Source organism: Nisaea sediminum, from assembly GCF_014904705.1.
Lineage (GTDB): Bacteria > Pseudomonadota > Alphaproteobacteria > Thalassobaculales > Thalassobaculaceae > Nisaea > Nisaea sediminum.
Genome location: NZ_JACZCQ010000002.1, coordinates 110850 through 130907, shown reverse-complemented (window position 1 = coordinate 130907; position 20058 = coordinate 110850). Strand labels below are relative to the sequence as shown.

Annotated in this window: 18 protein-coding genes and 1 tRNA gene; 14 read left to right on the top strand and 5 right to left on the bottom strand. The window is 62.8% G+C overall.

All coding sequences use genetic code 11. From position 1 onward, the window contains the following. Position 1: 1 nt before the first annotated feature. Genes IG122_RS04095 through IG122_RS04085 form a run of 3 tightly spaced genes read left to right on the top strand, consistent with a single transcriptional unit; the run spans position 2 to position 2152 of the window. The gene (locus tag IG122_RS04095) at positions 2-379 is read left to right on the top strand and encodes an Mth938-like domain-containing protein (RefSeq protein ID WP_193180729.1); all 378 of its coding nucleotides are present in this window, start codon (positions 2-4) and stop codon (positions 377-379) included. After that, positions 372-1307, top strand: coding sequence for a squalene/phytoene synthase family protein (locus IG122_RS04090; RefSeq protein WP_193180727.1), 936 nt, complete (start codon positions 372-374; stop codon positions 1305-1307). Before IG122_RS04095 ends, IG122_RS04090 begins: the two co-directional genes overlap by 8 nt. After that, positions 1304-2152, top strand: coding sequence for a phytoene/squalene synthase family protein (locus IG122_RS04085; protein WP_193180725.1), 849 nt, complete (start codon positions 1304-1306; stop codon positions 2150-2152). Before IG122_RS04090 ends, IG122_RS04085 begins: the two co-directional genes overlap by 4 nt. A gap of 1 nt (position 2153) precedes the next feature. Here IG122_RS04085 and trmFO read toward each other — a convergent pair whose 3' ends face one another. Further along, entirely contained in the window at positions 2154-3536 is a 1383-nt protein-coding gene (trmFO, locus tag IG122_RS04080; protein WP_193180722.1) for a methylenetetrahydrofolate--tRNA-(uracil(54)-C(5))-methyltransferase (FADH(2)-oxidizing) TrmFO, read from the bottom strand. Positions 3537-3703: 167 nt separating this feature from the next. On the opposite strand from trmFO, the gene IG122_RS04075 reads away from it, so the two are divergent. Next, the gene (locus IG122_RS04075) at positions 3704-4924 is read left to right on the top strand and encodes a hypothetical protein (protein ID WP_193180721.1); all 1221 of its coding nucleotides are present in this window, start codon (positions 3704-3706) and stop codon (positions 4922-4924) included. On the opposite strand, the gene uvrA is transcribed toward IG122_RS04075, so the two are convergent. Further along, the gene (uvrA, locus tag IG122_RS04070; RefSeq protein WP_193180719.1) at positions 4921-7785 is read right to left on the bottom strand and encodes an excinuclease ABC subunit UvrA; all 2865 of its coding nucleotides are present in this window, start codon (positions 7783-7785) and stop codon (positions 4921-4923) included. The genes IG122_RS04075 and uvrA overlap by 4 nt on opposite strands. 199 nt (positions 7786-7984) lie before the next feature. Between uvrA and ssb the strand changes: the two genes are divergently transcribed. The 5 genes from ssb to IG122_RS04045 all read left to right on the top strand — a co-directional run bounded on the left by ssb (position 7985) and on the right by IG122_RS04045 (position 12947). Then, positions 7985-8500, top strand: coding sequence for a single-stranded DNA-binding protein (gene ssb, locus IG122_RS04065; RefSeq protein WP_193180717.1), 516 nt, complete (start codon positions 7985-7987; stop codon positions 8498-8500). 39 nt (positions 8501-8539) lie between these two features. Then, the gene (locus IG122_RS04060) at positions 8540-9367 is read left to right on the top strand and encodes a class I SAM-dependent methyltransferase (protein ID WP_193180715.1); all 828 of its coding nucleotides are present in this window, start codon (positions 8540-8542) and stop codon (positions 9365-9367) included. 159 nt (positions 9368-9526) lie between these two features. Continuing rightward, positions 9527-12277 (top strand): DNA gyrase subunit A, encoded by a 2751-nt coding sequence (gene gyrA / locus IG122_RS04055; protein WP_226893320.1) that lies wholly within the window; start codon positions 9527-9529, stop codon positions 12275-12277. 16 nt (positions 12278-12293) lie between these two features. Continuing rightward, entirely contained in the window at positions 12294-12800 is a 507-nt protein-coding gene (gene coaD, locus IG122_RS04050; RefSeq protein ID WP_193180713.1) for a pantetheine-phosphate adenylyltransferase, read from the top strand. Positions 12801-12871: 71 nt separating this feature from the next. Beyond that, positions 12872-12947 (top strand) — tRNA-Lys (locus tag IG122_RS04045). 17 nt (positions 12948-12964) lie between these two features. On the opposite strand, the gene IG122_RS04040 is transcribed toward IG122_RS04045, so the two are convergent. Next, positions 12965-13495: a PAS domain-containing protein gene (locus IG122_RS04040; protein WP_193180711.1), complete on the bottom strand. Its 531-nt coding sequence runs from the start codon at positions 13493-13495 to the stop codon at positions 12965-12967. A gap of 382 nt (positions 13496-13877) precedes the next feature. Here IG122_RS04040 and IG122_RS04035 point away from each other — a divergent pair, with 382 nt between their 5' ends. Together IG122_RS04035 and IG122_RS04030 are read left to right on the top strand one after the other, a co-directional pair. Next, on the top strand, positions 13878-14222 hold the full coding sequence (locus tag IG122_RS04035) for a hypothetical protein (protein ID WP_193180710.1): 345 nt from the start codon (positions 13878-13880) through the stop codon (positions 14220-14222). Positions 14223-14316: 94 nt separating this feature from the next. Further along, the gene (locus tag IG122_RS04030; protein ID WP_193180709.1) at positions 14317-14550 is read left to right on the top strand and encodes a hypothetical protein; all 234 of its coding nucleotides are present in this window, start codon (positions 14317-14319) and stop codon (positions 14548-14550) included. A 5-nt stretch (positions 14551-14555) separates the two neighbouring features. Here IG122_RS04030 and IG122_RS04025 read toward each other — a convergent pair whose 3' ends face one another. Beyond that, positions 14556-15737, bottom strand: a complete 1182-nt coding sequence (locus tag IG122_RS04025; RefSeq protein WP_193180708.1) for an aminotransferase class V-fold PLP-dependent enzyme — start codon at positions 15735-15737, stop codon at positions 14556-14558. A gap of 59 nt (positions 15738-15796) precedes the next feature. Here IG122_RS04025 and IG122_RS04020 point away from each other — a divergent pair, with 59 nt between their 5' ends. The 3 genes from IG122_RS04020 (at position 15797) to IG122_RS04010 (ending at position 17890) form a co-directional block, all read left to right on the top strand. Beyond that, a complete protein-coding gene (locus IG122_RS04020) occupies positions 15797-16669 on the top strand; it encodes an alpha/beta fold hydrolase (RefSeq protein WP_193180707.1) in 873 nt (290 codons plus the stop codon). A 67-nt stretch (positions 16670-16736) separates the two neighbouring features. After that, positions 16737-17444: a DUF502 domain-containing protein gene (locus IG122_RS04015; protein WP_193180706.1), complete on the top strand. Its 708-nt coding sequence runs from the start codon at positions 16737-16739 to the stop codon at positions 17442-17444. A 50-nt stretch (positions 17445-17494) separates the two neighbouring features. Continuing rightward, entirely contained in the window at positions 17495-17890 is a 396-nt protein-coding gene (locus IG122_RS04010; RefSeq protein WP_193180705.1) for a RidA family protein, read from the top strand. Here the strand turns inward: IG122_RS04010 and recG are convergent. Continuing rightward, positions 17887-19968, bottom strand: coding sequence for an ATP-dependent DNA helicase RecG (gene recG, locus IG122_RS04005; RefSeq protein WP_193180703.1), 2082 nt, complete (start codon positions 19966-19968; stop codon positions 17887-17889). The two genes, IG122_RS04010 and recG, sit on opposite strands and share 4 nt — an antisense overlap. Between the last annotated feature and the right edge of the window lie 90 nt (positions 19969-20058).

Below are 20058 nucleotides of genomic sequence, written 5' to 3'. Positions count from 1 at the left end.
GATGGATGTGACGCCCCTGATCCCGGAAGGCCGCCAGCTGATCGAGGCTTACGGCGACGGGGCGTTCCGGATCACCGGAGAGCGCTATCCCGGCGCGGTGATCGTGTTCCCCGAAGCGACCCTGGTCTGGGACGTGGCCGATATCGCCGCTCTCTCGCTAGACGATTTCACCCCCGTGACCGATCGAAATCCGGTGCCGGAAATCCTTCTTCTCGGTACCGGCGCACGGACCGAGTTCGTGCTTCCGTCACTGAGAGCGGCGGTCCGCGAAAAGGGGCCCGTGATCGATATCATGGATACCGGGGCGGCCTGCCGGACCTACAATGTGCTTCTGGCGGAAGGGCGCCGGGTTGCGGCGGCGCTGCTGCCCGTTGACTGATCGAGCCAGAGAAGGCGATTTCGACTTTTGCCGCGAGATCGCAGGGCGTGCCAATGCAAACCTGCTGCATGCGGCACGACTTCTTCCGGTGCCGCGCCAGGAATTTTTCTTCGCAAGCTACGCCGCCATGCGCCTTATCGACGACGCGGTCGACGACGATTTTCTCATGCGTCCGGCACCGGAGCGTGATGCCGCGCGTGGTCAAATGCTCGCGGAGATCGACGCCTGGGAAGCGCAATGTCTTGGGCGGGCCGAACAGGGCCCCTTGCCGGAGCAGGTGCAGCGCGCGATGCGCGACACCGTTCTCGCCTCCGATCTTGGCGATATGCCGTGGGCGGGGCTCGCGGCTGCCATGCGGCGCGATGTCGAAGAGCGGGACATGAAGGACTGGGAGGATTTCCTTTCCTATGCCGAGGGCGCGACAGTCGCGCCGGCAACCGTCTTCATCTATCTCCTCGCGGCGGATCCGGGTCAGACGGCTTTCCGTTGCCGCCTGCCGGAGGCGCCCGTCACATATGCCGCCGATCTCGGCATCTTCTGCTATCTCGTCCATATCCTTCGCGATCTGGCAAAGGACGCGGAGCGCTCGGACCGGCTGGTTACGATCCCGCAAAGCCTGCTTGAAGAGGCGGGGCTGGAGAAACATCGCCTCGCCGAGGCCGTCCGGACCCGGGATCCCGGTATTCCGCTCCTGGCCGCGGCGCTCCGCACGAAGGCGGGCGGGCATCTGAAAATGGGACGCCAGTCCCTCATGCGTCTGAAGCCGCTGCTTGGGACACGGGAATATTTCGCGCTCGCCGGGCTGATCCGGATCTACGAGACACTGTTCGAACGCTTCAGCGCCGATTTTTTCGAGGGTCTTGCCGCCGCGCCTGCGCTCGAACGCTCGCTTAGGGCGGACCTTCTGAATGCGGGGGCGGAGCCGTGACAGGCGCCGCCCGCAGATTGTCCGCTCCGGCGGCGATCCTCCGCCAGCACGATCCGGACCGCTTCCGTTTTGCGCTGTTTGCCCCGCCGGAACGCCGAGAAGCGCTGTTCACCCTCTATGCCTTCAACCACGAGGTTGCGAAGACCCGGGAGAACGTCAGCGAGAACATGATCGGGGCGATCCGCCTGCAATGGTGGCGCGAAAGCATCGAGGGCATCTATGCCGGATCGCCGCGCCAGCATGAAGTTGTTCTCCCGCTTTCGGATTTGATTACCGCACACGACCTGCCTCGAGACGCGTTCGATGCCCTGATCGATGCCCGGGAACGGGACCTCGAAGACAGGCCGATGGCCGATCTCGCGGAGGCCGAACGCTATCTCCGGGCCACGACAGAGCCGCTGGTCCGGTTGAGTGCTGCCATTCTCGATCCGGCGGCAACGGTCGATCGGGACGGGCTTGCCGATATCGCCGCAGGACACGCCTTCATCGGCAAGCTGCGTGCGACGGCGCATCTGGAAGCGCTGCGACGACCGTTCTTTCCGCGGGCGCTGCTGGAGAAGCATCACGGCATTCCGCGGAACTTCTCCGAACTGAAGGCGGATGAGGGTGCACGCGTGGCTGTTCGGGAAATGGCGGAACACGCCGAAACCCTGACGGCACAGGGCCTCTCGAAGGCTGGAAGAGCGAGGTCGCTCGCACCGCTGCTGCTCCCCGCTCGCCAGACCAGATCCCGGACAAAGGCGTTGAGACGGTCCGGTTACAATCCGTTCGACCAGTCCTTTGCGTCGCCCGATCCTTTAGACGTCTGGCGCTTCTGGCTCGCCAGACTCACGCGGCGATACTGATCTATTCGGCTGCTATCCGCGCACCCGCGATCCAGCCGTCGAGGTCGCGCAATGCGCGGCCGGCCATTGCCGCCTTGCGGTCGCGGCCTTTCAGCTTCCTGCGTTTGCCGTTCGCCGTGATCTCCGGCTCGACCGGCGGGAAGAGGCCGAAATTGACGTTCATCGGCTGGAAGGTTTCCGCATCCGCGTCGCCGGTGATGTGCGCGAGGAGGGCGCCGAGCGCCGTGGTCCGTGGCGGCAGGGAAATCTCCCGGCCGAGCCTTTCGGCCGCCGCGAAGCGGCCTGCCAGAAGGCCGATGGCGGAACTTTCAACATAGCCCTCGACCCCGGTGATCTGGCCGGCGAACCGCAGGCGTGGCAGGGCCTTCATGCGCAATGTGCCGTCTAGAAGGGTCGGGGAGTTGATGAAGGTGTTGCGATGGATGCCGCCGAGACGGGCGAATTCCGCCTTTTCGAGGCCGGGAATGGTGCGGAAGACCTCAACCTGCGCGCCGTAGCGCATCTTGGTCTGGAAGCCGACGATGTTGTAGAGCGTGCCGAGCGCATTGTCCTGACGGAGCTGCACAACGGCATGGGCGCGCGTGCCGGTGCGCGGATTGGTGAGGCCGACCGGCTTCATCGGTCCGAAGCGCAGGGTCTCGCGGCCGCGCTCCGCCATCACCTCGATGGGCATGCAGCCGTCGAAATAGGGAGTGTCCTTTTCCCACTCCCGGAATTCCATTTTCTCCGCGGCGAGCAGCGCATCGATGAAAGCCTCGTACTGGGCCTCGTCCATCGGGCAGTTGATGTAGTCCTTGCCGTCACCACCTGGGCCGACCTTGTCGTAGCGCGACTGGAACCAGGCAATGTCGAAATCGATGCTTTCCTTGTGCACGATCGGAGCGATCGCATCGAAGAAGGCGAGAGACTCCTGACCGCTGAGCTTCGCGACCGCTTCCGAGAGGCCCGGCGAGGTGAGGGGACCCGTCGCGACGATGACGGAGTCCCATTCTTCGGGCGGCAGGCCGGCGATTTCGCCGCGCTCTACGGTGACGAGCGGGTGATCGGTCAGGGCTTTTTCGACGGCCTGGGAGAAATGATCCCGGTCGACGGCGAGAGCCGAGCCGGCCGGAACCTTGTGCTCGTCGGCGGCGCTGAGGATCACGGAGCCGAGCCGGCGCATTTCCGCGTGCAGCACGCCGACGGCATTGCCCTCGGCATCGTCGGACCGGAAGGAGTTCGAGCAGACAAGTTCAGCCAGACCGCTTGTCTGATGCGCCTCGGTCTTCCGCTCGGGGCGCATCTCGTGCAGGACGACGGGAACTCCGGCCGTCGCCAGCTGCCAGGCCGCTTCGGAACCGGCAAGGCCGCCGCCAATGACGTGAACCGGGGAAATCTCGCTCATAGGGCTTCCATTTTCGCATTTTGCGCCAATTGGCGAAGAGATAGACCCTCTGGCGGGGAAACTCAACGCACGCTCATTCCTTGCCTGGGCGTTAACCAGTTTTTCAGCTGTTCTCGCGAAACTGATCGGGAGAGCGGGTCCACAGGCAAACGCGTTATATTTATCCGATGAGCGACACCGGTTACTTCGAGAGCTTTGACCGTCAGAAGCTCGATCCGACCGACAAGGACGGATTCAAGTCTGCGATGGTCAACTTCTGCCGCAACAACAAGGTCGCGGCCGAAGCCCTCATGGCCGGGAATGTCGAGATGCTCGGCCTCGAGAACCTGAAGGAAAAATTCGGCCCCAACTGGACCAAGGTCCGCGGCAGGGTGCATCTCCTGACCGAAACCATCATCAAGAAGGTCATCACCCCGCACGACATTTATGTGCTCGCAAATGCGGAGCAGTTCATCGTCCTCTTCGGAAAGGACGACCGAAAGACGGCGTCACTGAAGGCACAGCAGATCGCCAAGGAGGTCAACAGACGCCTGCACGGAACCGGAACGGAAGCCGGATTCGAGGGCGTCGTGGTCAAATCCATGGTCTTCGAACTGCCGCAAGACGCCCCGGAAAAGCTCACCGGGGTCAAGGAACTGGCCCAGACGGTCGAAGAGGCCCGGGAGCAGAGGCAGGCGGAGGAGACTGAAGCCTTCGAGAAGGCGAAGGAGAGCATTCGCCTGCATTACTGGCCGATCACCAATATCCGCAAGCGACTGGTTTCCATGTACCGCTCCGAACTCATGGTGCCGGAGGGCATGATGCCGGAGGACGGCAGCGAGACCGGGGCGCTCGAATGCGCGATGGATATCGCGACGATTCAACTGACGCGGGCCGCAATGGAGGAGAAACCACGGGCCAAGCCGTTCCTGCTGATGCCCGTTCACATGGAAACGATCACCAACAAGCGGTTCCGGGAAGCCATTCTGGTGGAGCTGAAACTTCTGCCGGACTGGGCCGAGCGCCGCTTGCTGCTTTATGTCACCGGGATTAACGACGATGTGCCGCAGACAGTCGTACACAACAGTTTCACCTATCTTGCACCCTTCTGCGCCGGCTTCGTCGGCGGCTTTTCTCGCAAGTTCAAACGTGCGGATCAATTGCAGGGAGCGGGCATGATCGGCACCGCCTGCACCGCTGGAGATGCGAAGGAAATCACGCCGGACCTTGTCGAGGAATTGAGCAATTTCGTCGTGAACAACCATGGCGGCCGCAACAGGACGTTCTTTTTCGGCGCACCGGATCTCGACACCGCGACCTCGGCGCGCAAGGTCCATTACGATTATGTCGACGGACCGGGCGTTGCGCCCGCCCTCGGCAGTTTCGGCCCGGTCTTCAGCGTCGCCTAGGCCGTCCTTTTCGCGCGCGCCGCATCAAGATAAGGCGCCAGATATTTGCCGGTATAGCTTCCGGCCGTCCCCGCGACATCCTCCGGTGTGCCTTCCGCCACGATCTTGCCGCCGCCCGAGCCGCCCTCGGGCCCGAGATCGACAATCCAGTCCGCTGTCTTGATGACTTCGAGATTGTGCTCGATGACGATCACGGTATTGCCCTGATCGACCAGCGCCTGCAGGACTTCCAGAAGCTTGCGGACATCCTCGAAATGCAGGCCCGTCGTCGGCTCGTCGAGGATATAGAGCGTCTTGCCGGTTGCCCGCCGGGAGAGTTCCTTGGACAGCTTCACGCGTTGCGCCTCGCCGCCGGAGAGCGTGGTCGCCGCCTGGCCGATCTGGATGTAACCGAGGCCGACCCGTTCCAGGGTCTCCAGCTTGTCGCGGATGGACGGCACAGCCTTGAAGAACTCGGCGCCTTCCTCGACCGTCAGCTCCAGCACCTCGGCGATGGACTTGTCCTTATAGGTGATTTCGAGCGTCTCGCGGTTGTAGCGCTTGCCCTTGCAGACGTCGCACTGGACATAAACGTCCGGGAGAAAATGCATCTCGATCTTGATCACGCCGTCGCCCTGGCAGGCCTCGCAGCGCCCGCCCTTGACGTTGAAGGAGAACCGGCCGGCCTTGTAGCCGCGGGTCTTGGCTTCCGGCAGGCCTGCGAACCAGTCCCGGATCGGGGTGAAGGCGCCGGTATAGGTCGCCGGGTTGGAGCGCGGCGTGCGGCCGATCGGCGACTGGTCGATATCGACCACTTTGTCGAGGAACTCGAGCCCCTCGATGCTGTCGAACGGTCCCGGATGTTCCCTCGCGCCATGCAGCTTCTTGGCGATGGCCTTCCAGAGTGTCTCGATGATCAGCGAGGACTTGCCGCCGCCGGAGACGCCGGTGACGCAGGTGAGGGTGCCGAGCGGCAGGGAGACGGTGACATCGTCGAGATTGTTCGCCGTGGCGCCGCGGAGCGTGATGTGTTTGCCTTTCTTCGCCTTGCGCCTTTCGGCCGGGATCGGTACCTGGCGGAAGCCGGTCAGGTACTGGCCGGTCAGGCTCTGCGGCGCACGCATGATCTCCTCAGGCGTGCCGGAGGCGACCACGGTGCCGCCATGGACTCCGGCGCCCGGTCCCATGTCGACGACATAATCGGCGGACCGGATCGCGTCCTCGTCATGCTCGACCACGAGCACGGTATTGCCCAGGTCGCGTAGCCGAACAAGGGTCGCCAGCAGCCGGTCGTTGTCGCGCTGGTGCAGACCTATGGAAGGCTCGTCCAGCACATAGAGCACGCCGGTCAGGCCGGAGCCGATCTGCGAGGCGAGGCGGATGCGCTGGCTCTCGCCGCCGGAAAGGGTGCCGGAGGCGCGGGACATGGTCAGGTAGTCGAGCCCGACATTGTTCAGGAAGCCGAGCCGCTCGTTGATTTCCTTCAGGATCCGTTCGGCGATCTCCGCCTGCTTGCCGGTCAGGTTTTCGGTCAGGGCGGTGAACCATTTCACCGCTTCGGAGATCGACATCTCCGTGACCTCGGAGATGTTGAGCCCGGCGATCTTCACCGCCAGCGCTTCCGGCTTCAGGCGCTGCCCGAGACAGGCCTCGCACGGGGCGACGGATTGGTATTTGGAAAGCTCCTCGCGGCTCCAGGCGGATTCGGTCTCCCGGAAGCGCCGCTCCATGTTCGTCACGACGCCTTCGAAGGGCTTGTTGGTCTGGTAGCTCCGGAGCCCGTCGTCAAAGGTCATGACGACGCGCTCGCTGCCGGTGCCGTAAAGCAGGGCCTTCTGCGCCGCTTCCGGCAGATCCTCGAAGGCGGTGTCGAGCGAGATGCCGAGATGCTTCGCCAGGCTCTCCAGGGACTGCATGTAATATTTTGAGGAGGAATTGGCCCAGGGCGCGATCGCTCCCTTGCGCAGGCTCTTCGATGCCTCCGGGACGATCAGATCCGGGTCGAAATACATGCTGCTGCCGAGGCCGTCGCAGCTCGGGCAGGCGCCAAACGGATTGTTGAAGGAGAACAGCCGCGGCTCGATCTCGTCGATGGTGAAGCCGGAGACCGGGCAGGCGAACTTGGCCGAGAAGGTTGTCCGTTCGCCGCTCGTCGCATCCTCGGCGATCAGCAGCCCGTCAGAGAGATCGAGCGCGGTCTCGACCGAATCCGCGAGACGCGTCGCGATGCCCTCGCGCACAACCAGCCGGTCGACCACGACCTCGATATCGTGCTTCAGCTTCTTGTTGAGGGCCGGCACCTCGTCGATCTCGTACATCTCGCCGTCGACCTTGAGGCGCTGGAAGCCCTGCTTGCGCAGTTCCGCCATTTCCTTGCGGTACTCGCCCTTGCGGCCGCGGACGATCGGCGCCAGCAGATAGAGCCGTGTGCCGTCCTCCATCTCCAGGATCCGGTCGACCATCTGGCTCACCGTCTGGCTCTCGATCGGAAGACCGGTCGCGGGCGAGTAGGGGATCCCGATCCGGGCATAGAGCAGACGGAGATAGTCGTAGACCTCGGTCACGGTGCCTACCGTGGAGCGCGGGTTGCGCGAGGTGGTCTTTTGCTCGATCGAGATCGCCGGCGAGAGGCCCTCGATCAGATCGACGTCCGGCTTCTGCATCAGCTCCAGGAACTGGCGCGCATAGGCCGAGAGGCTTTCCACGTAGCGGCGCTGGCCCTCGGCATAGATCGTGTCGAAGGCGAGCGAGGATTTGCCGGAGCCGCTGAGCCCCGTCAGGACCGTCAGGGAGTTTCTCGGGATCGCGACATCGACGCTCTTCAGGTTATGCTCGCGCGCACCCTGGACGCGGATATCCTTCGGTTCGGAAGAGGCTGACATCGGCGGGGATCCCGAGTAAGAACGAAACAGAAACATTTATAAGCGGCATGGCGCGGCTTTGCCACCCGGTTTTTGCGGGTGCAGCAAATCCGGGACATGCCGCCGGATGGAGGCATCGCGACTGGATTAGCGCCTCCGGATATGGGACAGTCCGGCAACAAATTGCAGACTGGCAAATTCGCAGAGTGGAAATAGAACCATGGCAGGCAGCGTCAACAAGGTCATTCTCGTCGGCAATCTCGGACGCGATCCGGATATTCGCACGATGCAGGACGGAAACAAGGTTGTGAACCTTTCCGTCGCGACCTCGGAAAGCTGGCGTGACCGCAACAGCGGCGAGCGCAAGGAGCGCACCGAATGGCACCGGGTCGTGATCTTCAACGAGAACCTGGCGAAGGTGGCCGAGCAGTTCCTGCGCAAGGGGTCGAAGGTCTATGTCGAGGGCCAGCTCCAGACCCGCAAATGGACCGACCAGTCGGGCCAGGAGAAATACAGCACCGAAGTCGTTCTCCAGCGCTTCCGCGGCGAGCTCCAGATGCTCGACGGACGCGGTGAGGGCGGCGGCGGCGGCCAGGGCGGCGGTTATGGCGGGGACGACGGCTACAACCAGGGCGGCGGTTATGGCGGCGGCTCCGGTGGTGGATATGGCGGCGGCGGCGGCGGTCAGCCCCCGGTCGGCGGCCCGGGCGATCTCGACGACGAAATCCCGTTCTAGGGACGGCGTCGCGACAGGCTCTGGACCGGGAGCAGGGCGATGGATGAGTTTTTCAGATCCAACGAGCGGAAATGGAACGAACTGGCCGAGGTCAATTACAGCTCGGCCAGCAGCGACTACGGTGTCGACGCGTTCCTGAACGGTCCCGAGGGCGCGCGAGACCTGCACAGGACGGAGCTGGAGGAACTCGGCTCCGTCGAAGGGCTCGACATCCTGCATCTGCAATGTCATTTCGGCATGGACACGCTTCTGCTCGCCCGCAAGGGCGCGAAAAGCGTGACCGGTCTCGACTTTTCTCCCGTGGCCATCCGGCAGGCCCGGGACCTCGCGGAAAAAACGGGGATCGAAGCCCGCTTCGTCGAAGGCAATCTCTACGACACGCCGCAGCTCATCGACGGGACCTACGATCTGGTTTACGTCACCTGGGGCACGATTTGCTGGCTGCCGGATATCGAGGGCTGGGCACGGGTGGTTGCGCATTTCCTCAAGCCGGGCGGCCGATTCTATTTCCTGGATGCGCATCCGGTGCTGATGAGCTTCGACGATCTCGCGCCGAAACCGCACGCGCCGGTCTACGATTACTTTCATAAACCGGAGCCGATCGCCTTCGACGGAACGGAGGCCTATGCCGACGAATCCGCGGTTTTGCAGACCAAACGAAGCTATGAATGGACCCATCCCGTCGGCGAGGTCGTAACCGCGCTGATCGACGCCGGACTGGCCATCGAATACCTGCATGAGTTTGACACGGTTGCCTGGAAGGCGCTGGCATTCATGGAGCCTTGCGAGGGCGGATTGTACCGTTTGCCGGAAGGAATGCCCCGGCTTCCGTTGAGCTATTCAATATCGGCTCGTAAGGCTCTGTAATCGCTTGATTAATCGGGCCGAAAAAATCGCTGTAAAGATTGTCCGAAGATGACGGTTCTGTTATAAAAACAGGGTCTTCCTGAGGTCCCGGCGGAGGGTCGACGATCATATGGCCGCTACCGCCTGCACAGGGACGTAACCAACCGGAAAAAGCGTGAATTGAGCTCGTCCGAATCCTCCTCTTTCGACATTTCGCCTGTCTCCATCGAAGACGAAATGAAGCGCTCCTATCTCGATTACGCAATGAGCGTGATCGTGTCCCGAGCGCTGCCCGATGTCCGCGACGGCCTGAAGCCGGTGCACCGCCGTATCCTCTACGCGATGAAGGAAGGCGGCTACGACTGGTCCAAGCCCTACCGCAAGTCGGCGAACATCGTCGGTGCCGTCATGGGGCAGTATCACCCGCACGGCGACAGCGCGATCTACGACGCCATGGTCCGCATGGCGCAGGAATTCTCCATGCGCCTACCGCTGGTCGACGGGCAGGGTAACTTCGGCTCGATGGACGGCGATCCGCCGGCGGCCATGCGATATACCGAGGCGCGTCTCGCCAAGGCGGCGGAAGGCCTGCTCCGGGACATCGACAAGGACACGGTTGACTACGTCGCGAACTACGATGAAACCACACAGGAACCCAGCGTTCTTCCGGCGGAATACCCGAACCTGCTGGTCAACGGCGCCGGCGGCATCGCTGTCGGCATGGCGACCAACATCCCGCCGCACAATCTCGGCGAGGTGATCGACGCCTGCTGCGCCTATGTCGACAATCCGGGCATCACCATCGACGAGCTGATCGAGATCGTCCCGGGCCCGGATTTTCCGACCGGCGCCATGATTCTCGGCAAGAACGGGATCCACTCCGCCTATCATACCGGCCGCGGCTCGGTCATGATGCGGGCCAAGGCGGACATCCAGGAAATCCGCAAGGACCGCAACGCGATCGTGGTCAGCGAGATCCCCTACCAGGTGAATAAGTCCCGCCTGATGGAGCGGATCGGCGAACTTGTGCGGGAAAAAACCGTCGAGGGCATCGCCGAGCTGCGCGACGAGAGCGATCGCGACGGCGTGCGCGTCGTTGTCGAGCTGAAGCGCGACGCGGTTCCGGACGTGGTCTTGAACCAGCTCTACAAATTTACCCCGCTGCAGACCAGTTTCGGCGTCAACATGCTGGCGCTGAACGGCGGCAAGCCGGAACAGATGAACCTTCGCGACATCATCGTCGCCTTCATCGCCTTCCGCGAGGTCGTCATCACCCGGCGCACCAGGTTCCTGCTGCGCAAGGCCCGCGACCGGGCGCATGTCTTGGCGGGTCTGCTCGTCGCGGTGAACAATATCGACGAGGTGATCCGGGTAATCCGGGCCTCACGCGATGCCGCCGACGCCCGCGAACAGCTGATGGGCCGGGACTGGCCGGCCGAGGATGTCGAGGAATTCATCAGCATCATCGACGATCCGGGACACAAGGTCGTCGACGGCAAATACCGTCTCTCCGATGCCCAGGTCCGCGCCATTCTGGAACTGCGTCTGCAGCGCCTGACCGGCATGGAGCGCGAGAAGCTGATCGAGGAGACCAAGGAACTCGCGGCAAAGATCGCCGAGTACCTCGAGATCCTGCAGTCACGTCCGCGGATGATGGAAGTGCTGCGCGCGGAACTGGTCGCGGCCAAGGAAGCCTATGCCACGCCACGCCGGACCGAGCTCGTCGATGCCGAGTTCGAGCACGATATGGAGGACCTGATCCAGCGCGAGGACATGGTCGTGACGGTCAGTCACAACGGCTATATCAAGCGCGTGCCGCTCTCGACCTACCGGGCGCAGAAGCGCGGCGGTAAGGGCCGCTCAGGCATGTCGACGCGCGATGAGGACTTCGTGAGCCGGCTGTTCGTCGCCAACACCCATACGCCGATCCTGTTCTTCACCTCGCGCGGCATGGTCTATCAGATGAAGACCTACCGTTTGCCGATCGGCACGCCGCAGTCGCGCGGCAAGGCGCTGGTGAACCTGCTGCCGCTGGAGCAGGGGGAATGGATCCAGACTATCATGCCGCTGCCGGCCGAGGAGGATGATTGGGAGAACATGCATGTCATGTTTGCCACCTCCGCCGGTACGGTGCGCCGCAACGCGCTCTCCGATTTCACCAATATTAAGCGCAACGGCAAGATCGCCATGCGGCTTGATGAAAACGATCGGCTGATCAATGTGCAGCCCTGCATGGAGGCGGACGACGTCTTCCTCACCACGCGGGACGGCAAGGCGATTCGCTTCCGCGCGACCGACGTGCGGCTGTTCCGCGGCCGCGATTCGCTCGGTGTTCGCGGCATCAGGCTGGCAAAGGGCGACGAGGTCGTCTCGATGTCGATCCTGCATCACGTCGATTACCAGGACGTGCCGGGCTCGGATGTACTCGAACGCGATCTCTACCTGAAGCTCGCCGGCCAGATGCGCCGGGCCACGGGCGAGGGCGAGGAGGAGGTCGAGGCTCCGTCCGGCGATATCTCGCAGGAGCGCTTCATCCAGCTCAGCGCAGAGGAGGAATTCATCCTGACGGTGACCGAGAGCGGTCTCGGCAAGCGTACCTCCGCGCACGAATACCGGATTACCAATCGCGGCGGTCAGGGGATCGCCAACATGGAACTGACCAAGCGCAGCGGCGGGGTCGTGGCCGCCTTCCCGGTGGCCGACACCGATCAGATCATGCTCGTCACCGACGGCGGGCAGGTGATCCGCTGCGCCGTCAACGAAATCAGCATCACTGGGCGCAGAACCCAGGGTGTCTGGATCTTCCGCGTCGATGAAGGCGAGAAAGTCGTGTCCGTCAGCCTTGCAGGCGATGAGAACGGAAACGATGCGGAAGAGGGGGAAGAATCGGAAGCCGACGGTAGCGGTGGCGGAGACGCCTCCGAGAGCTAGCAGGGGACTAGGGAACATGAGAGTAGGTGTTTATCCGGGCACGTTCGACCCGATCACGAACGGGCACCTGGACATCATCCGGCGTGGCAGCAAGCTGGTGGACAAGCTGATTGTCGCCGTCGCGCGCAATGCCGGAAAAGGTCCGCTATTCAGTCTCGACGAGCGTGTCGAGATGGTGCAGGACGAGATCGACCTGATCAACAAGGCGCATGCCGAAAACGGCATCCACGGCGAGATCGTGGTGATGTCCTTCGGCAATCTGCTGATGCATTTCGTCGAGGAAAACGGTGCCGCGACGATCATTCGCGGTCTGCGCGCCGTCTCGGACTTCGAATACGAATTCCAGATGGTGGGCATGAACGCCCGCCTGAACGCGAGTGTCGAGACCGTCTTCCTGATGGCGTCGGACCGCAACCAGTTCATCTCCTCTCGCCTGGTGAAGGAGATCGCGCATATGGGCGGTAACATCGACCAGTTCGTCCCGAACCGCGTGGTCGAGCGGGTCGAGGACAAGTTCCGCTAGGCGCGGAAAAAAACTTCTCGGAAGAGGTTGACCGCCGGGCCCTGTTTGCATAGGTTCCGGCTTCCTTTCGGGGGCGCGTAGCTCAGCTGGTAGAGCATCTGACTTTTAATCAGACGGTCACAGGTTCGAACCCTGTCGCGCTCACCATTCTCTCCCGTACCCGGTCATCCTCTCGGATCAGGTGAGTCTCTTGGCTCGGCCAGCGTGGCGCACGCAAAGCCGTCCGGGTGACCCGCAATCTCAAGTGGCAGAACCATGCGCCGCCAGTAAGGCGCGACTTTTATAGAATCTTTCGTATAGACCTCACCCAGCCACGGGGCACGTTCGGCCATGAGTTCCATGTAATGGGCCAGGAACTTGGCCCCTGCGCGACCCGGGTGGTTCCCCACCCATTTCCGGTGCATGCCTGCTTTCGCCGACCTGGCGGCCATTTCCCCGTAGATGCGATAGAAAAAATCGTTCCGATCGGCATCGTACTGGACGAGATGGAGGTATCCGATGGATGCGCGGATCTCCAGTGGATCAAACTCTCCGACAGACAGGCGTTTCCCGGCGCCGGATCTGGAAGACCAGTAGCCATAGAGCTGGCGCTGTCGCGGTGTCATCCGTTCCTCTTCAAATTCCCATTGGATGATTTCCACATCGTAAGCTTCCGTCGCCGTTAAGGTTTCGCCGAGAACTGGACGGGCATCCATGCCGGTCTCCCTAGAAAACGTCATCCCAAGAAAATAGCATAAAACTTTCTGTAATTTTATCGTCAATATTTGTTTATTATTCTGACATTCCCTGAATGGCGTTAAAGTTCGTGCATGCCGGGGAGATCACACCTGCCCTTGCAGCGTCTACTTTTCTCGCTTCGGCAGAGGTTTAATCCCTACCTTTAGAGCGATTATTTAAGTGCAATACCTTGTTACTTGAAAATTACGCCCATTTTGACGATAGTCTGATTTGGGCCTTGGCCCTGACCGAAATACACGTTGCCTCGGGCCCGCTCTGCCTCTGGAAAACGGTGTGCATTCGGCATCCTTCTGAAACCAATGACGCTGAAGCGGCGCGAACGGCGAAAGGGAATCGGGCGTGGGGCTTCTTGACTTCCTCAAAATCACCGCGGATTCAAAGAAGAAGGCGGCGAGGCCGACCAAGGCTCAGGGCATCAAGAGTGTCAAAGCCAAGGGCAAGCTGGATTCCTGCGGTATCGTGAAGATCGACAGCTTCACCTTCAACGTGAAGGACTACAATCTCAAGGGCTTCATCATTGAGCCCTACGACAAAGACTTACTGATCAAGAGTCAACGGTTCCGCTTCGAGATCGATGTCTCGAAGGGGCAGCACAAGATGAAGGGCTCGGCCGAGGCTGTGGTTACCAAGGTGACCCAGAACGCGCTCGCCGCCGCCTTCACGATCAAGCCGTACGAACACTGAGGCGCCGACCTCCGGTTTCTGGTATCTTTCTTGCTAGCATGGTTGAGAGAGGTGGCCCTTGATCGGGATGCTTCCACCGGCAAGGAGATCCGTCGTGGATGAACGCAAGAAACTGCTGCTGATGATGCGGGAAATCCGCAAGAAGATCGACCCGAAGGTCCTCGAACGCGCGCATCAGGCAGCCTTGATCCAGATGGGCGAGAAACCGGCTCCGATGCAGGAGAATGAAGCCTCCCGGCTGTTTAAGCTCGCACGCGCCAACGATGGCGCCCGCAAGAGCGAGGTGCTCGCCTTCCTAGAGAAGAAGTTCCGCAACAAGCTGAACTGAAATCTTCAGCCGGCCAATCTTTCCACGGCTTCCGCCAACCGCTCGTAATCCGCCATCTCATTGTAGATCTGCGCCGAGAGCCGGCACCAGAGCGTGCCTGTCAGCGGATTGATGGGAATCTGGATCCTGAAATCATCCACCAGCCGATCGCGCAGCGCCTCGGCGTCCTCTCGCGCGCTTCCGAAACCATCTGGCAGGCGCACCATCGCCATGTGCCCGGTCAGCGCAGGCCCCGCGCCACGTTCCGTGCCCCAGCGCGCGGCCAACATGTCGGCCGCTTCGTTGACCAGCGCATTGTTGTAGGCGCGGATCGCGGCCTGGCCGTGTGCGTCGATGAAGTCCAGCGCACTCGGCAGGCAGAGCTGGCTGGAGGCGTCGCGCGTTCCGACATATTCGAACTCGGCGCCGTAGCCTTCCTGGTACCAATGGGAAATCGCCAGCGGATGCGTCGTGGCGCGTTGCGCCTCCGTGGTCCAGAGAAAGCCGCAGCCTTTCGGTGTGAACATCCATTTATGCAGGTTCCCGGTGTACCAGTCGCAGGGAATGGTGCCGAGATCGAGATCCAGCATGCCCGGCGCGTGGGCGCCGTCGACGAGCACCAGTGCGCCCCTTGCCCGGGCGGCCTCCGCCATTTCGCTCAGCGGCAGCACGAGAGCCGTCGGTGAGGTGATGTGGTCGAGGATCACAAGAGCGGGCGCCGGATCCAGGGCGGCACTGTAGGCAGCAATGATTTCCTCTGCCGACGCAGCCGGGAAGGGCAGGGTCACGCTGCGCAAGTTCCAGCCGTTGCGCGCGCTCATGTGGCGTGCGGCGTTCTTAACCGCGCCATAAGTCTGGTCGGTGACGAGGACGTCAGACCCTGCCGGCAGATCCAGTTCGCGGAGCACGGCATTGACAGCCTGCGTGGCGTTCTCGACCAGGGCCAGCCCCTCCGTTCCGACACCGAGACGCGGCGCCAGTGCCGCGATGGCGGCACGCATGCCCGGTTTGTAGTCCCGCCGCATGAAGCGGCTCGGCTCCAGCTCCAGCTTGTCCTGCCATATCCGCTGCGCGGCCATCACCGAGACGGGAGTCGCGCCGTAGGATCCATGATTGAGATGGGTGTAGTCCCGCTGAAGAGAGAAGGCCCCGCGGACGGACGCGCCGAAGGACGGGGACGAGTTGCTGAGAGAGGCAGGACGCTGCATGGTGATCTCCGAATGTGGCCCAGCGAGAGTGCCACGGCGGCGGATGGGAGCGCAGCAGAATGTTCGAGGGTTTCGAGCGGAAAAGAATCAGGACCTCCGGGACGGAGATCAACCTCGTCACCGGCGGAAGCGGGCCCGGCTTGCTGCTCCTGCACGGCTATCCGCAGACCCACGCGATCTGGCACAAGGTTGCGCCGAAGCTCGCTGAACGCTTCACCGTTGTGGCGACCGATCTCCGCGGCTACGGCGACAGCGGCAAGCCGCCGACCGATCCGGCGCACATGCCTTATTCCAAGCGCGAGATGGCACGGGACCAGGCCGAAGTGATGTCTGCGCTGGGCTTCGAGCGGTTTTCCGTCGTGGGGCATGACCGGGGCGGACGGGTCGCCCACAGGCTGGCGCGGGACAACCGGGACCGGGTCGAGCGGCTCGCCGTGCTCGATATCTGCCCGACGCTCGACATGTACGAGACCACCGACATGGCTTTCGCCTCGGCCTATTATCACTGGTTCTTCCTGATCCAGCCGGCGGACTATCCCGAACGGATGATCGGGGCCGATCCGGATTTCTATCTCTCGAAGAAGATGAAATTCCTCGCCGACGGCTCCGCCATCACTGAAGTGGCGATGGCGGAATATCTCCGCTGTTTCCGCGATCCGGCCACGATCCACGCCAGCTGCGAGGATTATCGTGCCGGCGCCACAATCGATCTGGAACATGACCGTGCCGATCGCGGCGAACGTCTCGACATCCCCGTTCTGGCACTCTGGGGCGCCGAAGGGATCATCGGCAAGCTCTACCGGCCGCTCGAGGTCTGGCGGGGATATACGACCGCGCCGGTGACCGGCGGCTCCGTGCCGTCCGGGCACTACATTCCGGAAGAGGCGCCGGAGCGGCTTCTGGACGAACTCGGAGGCTTCCTCCCGACCTGACGGGGAACCGATTGCTTCCGCGCCCGGCATCCCTATATGGTCAGGCTCGGGACAGGGAGCACCATACATGACCAAGGACAATTCCGGCATCGTCCGGCCGACATTCTTCGGGCGGCTGCGGGCCTATCTTTTTGCCGGCATCCTTGTCACAGCCCCGCTCGGCATCACGCTCTATCTGACTTGGGTCTTTATCGACTTCATCGACGGCAAGATCATGCCGCTGCTGCCGGCAAAATATCATCCTGAGAACTTCCTGCCGTTCTCCGTGCCCGGCATCGGTCTGATCGTGATGCTGACCACGCTGACCCTGATCGGCTGGCTGACGGCGGGTATTCTCGGGCGTTGGATGATCCGGCTGAGCGAGCACCTGCTCGCCCGGATGCCGGTGGTGCGCAACGTCTACAGCGCCATCAAGCAGATCATGGAAACCGTGATGGCGCAGCAGTCCAACGCGTTTCGCGAGGTCGTGCTGGTGGAGTATCCGCGGCGCGGGATCTGGGCGGTCGGCTTCATCACCGGCGGCACCGTCGGCGAGGTCCAGAACGTGACCGACGACACGATGATCAACGTTTTCCTGCCGACCACGCCGAACCCGACCTCCGGGTTCCTGCTGTTCATTCCGGACCGCGATCTCTACCGCCTCAATATGACGGTCGAGGAAGGCATCAAGATGGTGATCTCGGCGGGCATCGTAACGCCCCCCGACCGGCGTCCGGAGTCCGAACGGAAGAAGCCGGTGATTCATGTTGAAGCGATCGCCTCGCCCGACGAATAAAGCCCGGCGCCGACGCGCCGGAATAACTCACATGACCAACAGGATTCGACATGCCGCGTACTCTCGTCTCATCCGGCTCCTATCTTGAGCCGCAGATCGGGTTCAGCCGTGCCGTCCGCTCCGGAGATTTCATCGCCGTCGCCGGAACGGCTCCGATCGGGCGCGACGGCAAGACCGACGGCATAGGTGACGTCTACCGTCAGACCGTCCGCTGCCTCGAAATCATCCGGAAGGCGCTCGAGGATGCCGGCGGGGCGATGGAGGATGTCGTCCGCACCCGCATCATGTTGACCGATGCCAAGACCTGGAAAGAGGCGGCGCGCGCCCATGGAGAGGTATTCGCAGACATCCGCCCTGTGACCACCGTGGTCGAGGTTACCGGCTTTGTCGATCCGGACTGGCTGGTCGAGCTCGAGGTCGACGCGGTCTGTCAGCCGAAAGGCTAGCCGCCCCGCAGATAGCGGATCGCGGCGTCGCGCTCGAAGAGATAGAGCAGGGTGCGCAAGGCCGCGCCGCGCTCGCCCTTCAGCTCCGGGTCGTTGTTCAGCACGAGGCGCGCATCGTCCCGGGCCGCTGCCAGAAGATCGTCATGCACCGCGAGATCGGCAAGCCGGAACGTCGGCAGGCCGCTCTGCTTGGTGCCGAGGATTTCCCCCGCGCCGCGCAACTTCAGATCCTCCTCGGCGATCCTGAAACCATCCTCGGTCTCCCGCATCACTGCGAGCCGGGCGTGGCCTGTTTCCGAGAGCGGCGTGTTGTAGAGCAGCAAGCAGGTCGAGGCCTTGCTTCCGCGCCCGACGCGGCCGCGAAGCTGGTGCAGCTGGGCGAGACCGAAGCGTTCGGCATGCTCGATCACGATGACCGTCGCGTCGGGTACGTCGACCCCGACCTCGATCACCGTGGTGGCGACGAGGATATCGAGCGGACCGTTCTTGAAGCGGTCCATGACTGCGTCCTTCTCCGCCGCCTTCATCCTGCCATGCACGAGGCCGACCCGGTCCGGATAGAGCCGGCGCAGATGCTGGAAGCGCTCTTCGGCAGCGGCGACGTCGATCTTCTCGGATTCCTCGACCAGCGGACAGACCCAATAGGCCTTGTTTCCCGATGCTGCCGAACGACCGATCGCCTCGGCTACTTCCGAGAGACGGCCGAGCGGGATCGTGCGGGTGTCGATCGGCTGGCGTCCTGGCGGCTTCTCGGTCAGGCGCGAGACGTCGAGGTCGCCGTATGCGGTCATGGTGAGAGTGCGCGGGATCGGCGTCGCGGTCATCACCAGGGTATCGACGGCAGCGCCTTTTTCGCCAAGGCTCATCCGCTGATGCACGCCGAAGCGGTGCTGCTCGTCGATCACCGCGAGTGCGAGGTCCTTGAAGGCAACGCTCTCCTGGAAGAGCGCATGCGTTCCGACGACGATATCGACCTCGCCGGCGGCGATGCGCTCCTGAATCTCCGCGCGGCTCTTGCCCTTGTCGCGTCCGGTCAGCACCGCCATGCGTACACCGGCGGCGTCTGCCAGCGGCTGCATGGAGGCGAGATGCTGGCGCGCCAGGATTTCGGTCGGCGCCATCATGGCCGCCTGCGCGCCGCATTCGACCGCGTTCAGCATGGCGAGCAGGGCGACGACCGTCTTGCCGCTACCGACATCGCCCTGGATCATCCGCAGCATCCGCTCCGGCGCCGCCATGTCGCCGTAAATATCGGCGAGCGCCACGGCCTGGGCGTTGGTGAGCTTGAAGGGAAGGGCGTCTTCGGCCTTCTTCCGCAGCCTGCCGTCCCCCTTGAAAACGCGTCCTTTCCGGCGCTTCTGGTGCGCGCGAACGAGGGCGAGCGCGAGCTGATTCGCCAGAAGCTCGTCATAGGCCAGCCTCTGCCGCGGCAGGGCCGACGGATCGATATCCTCCATCGATCCGGGCGCGTGCGCGGCCAGCAAAGCGGTGCGCCAATCCGGGAAATGCCGCATGGCGAGGAACGGTTTGTTGCCCCATTCGGGCAGTTCCGGCACCTCGGGCAGGGCGGCGCCGATCGCCTTGCGCAGGGTCTTCTGCGTCAGCCCGTGGGTCAGCGGATAGGTCGGCTCGACCTGCATGATCTCCTTGATCTTCGCTTCCGGGACCATGTGGTCCGGATGGGTCATCTGCAGGCGGCCGTTGAAATGTTCGACCTTGCCGCTGATCGCGCAGCGCGTGCCGGTCGGCAGCATCTGGCCGATATAGTCCGCCTTGGCGTTGAAGAAGACGATCTCCATCTCACCGGTCTCGTCCCAGGCGCTGACCCGATACGGCTGCTTGCGGCTGCGTCCCGGCCGGTGTTCGCCGACGGTGACGACGAGTGTCGCAATCGTATCGTCCGGCGCATCCGCGATCTTCGGATTGAATCGCCGGTCGATGATCCCGCTCGGCAGGTGCCAGAGCAGGTCGATCACGGAACGGCCGGCGAGAGTCTCCAGCAGCTTGGCTATGCGCGGACCGACGCCGGGAAGGCGCGTCGTATCGGCAAAGAGGGAATAGAGAATTTCCGGTCGCAAGTTATCCGCCGATGCTATTAAGTGCGCGGCTCCAGGACGCGGGCCGAGGGCTGACACGCCAAGGCTTTGATTTATATCCTAGCCGATGCT

Excerpts from the sequence above, each read along its gene's own strand:
- IG122_RS04040 (WP_193180711.1), bottom strand. The coding sequence starts at position 13,495 with ATGGATGCCCGTCCAGTTCTCGGCGAAACCTTAACGGCGACGGAAGCT.
- coaD (WP_193180713.1), top strand. The coding sequence starts at position 12,294 with ATGAGAGTAGGTGTTTATCCGGGCACGTTCGACCCGATCACGAACGGG.
- uvrA (WP_193180719.1), bottom strand. The coding sequence starts at position 7,785 with ATGTCAGCCTCTTCCGAACCGAAGGATATCCGCGTCCAGGGTGCGCGC.
- IG122_RS04010 (WP_193180705.1), top strand. The coding sequence starts at position 17,495 with ATGCCGCGTACTCTCGTCTCATCCGGCTCCTATCTTGAGCCGCAGATC.
- ssb (WP_193180717.1), top strand. The coding sequence starts at position 7,985 with ATGGCAGGCAGCGTCAACAAGGTCATTCTCGTCGGCAATCTCGGACGC.
- IG122_RS04015 (WP_193180706.1), top strand. The coding sequence starts at position 16,737 with ATGACCAAGGACAATTCCGGCATCGTCCGGCCGACATTCTTCGGGCGG.
- IG122_RS04025 (WP_193180708.1), bottom strand. The coding sequence starts at position 15,737 with ATGCAGCGTCCTGCCTCTCTCAGCAACTCGTCCCCGTCCTTCGGCGCG.
- IG122_RS04020 (WP_193180707.1), top strand. The coding sequence starts at position 15,797 with ATGTTCGAGGGTTTCGAGCGGAAAAGAATCAGGACCTCCGGGACGGAG.
- trmFO (WP_193180722.1), bottom strand. The coding sequence starts at position 3,536 with ATGAGCGAGATTTCCCCGGTTCACGTCATTGGCGGCGGCCTTGCCGGT.
- IG122_RS04060 (WP_193180715.1), top strand. The coding sequence starts at position 8,540 with ATGGATGAGTTTTTCAGATCCAACGAGCGGAAATGGAACGAACTGGCC.
- IG122_RS04075 (WP_193180721.1), top strand. The coding sequence starts at position 3,704 with ATGAGCGACACCGGTTACTTCGAGAGCTTTGACCGTCAGAAGCTCGAT.
- IG122_RS04095 (WP_193180729.1), top strand. The coding sequence starts at position 2 with ATGGATGTGACGCCCCTGATCCCGGAAGGCCGCCAGCTGATCGAGGCT.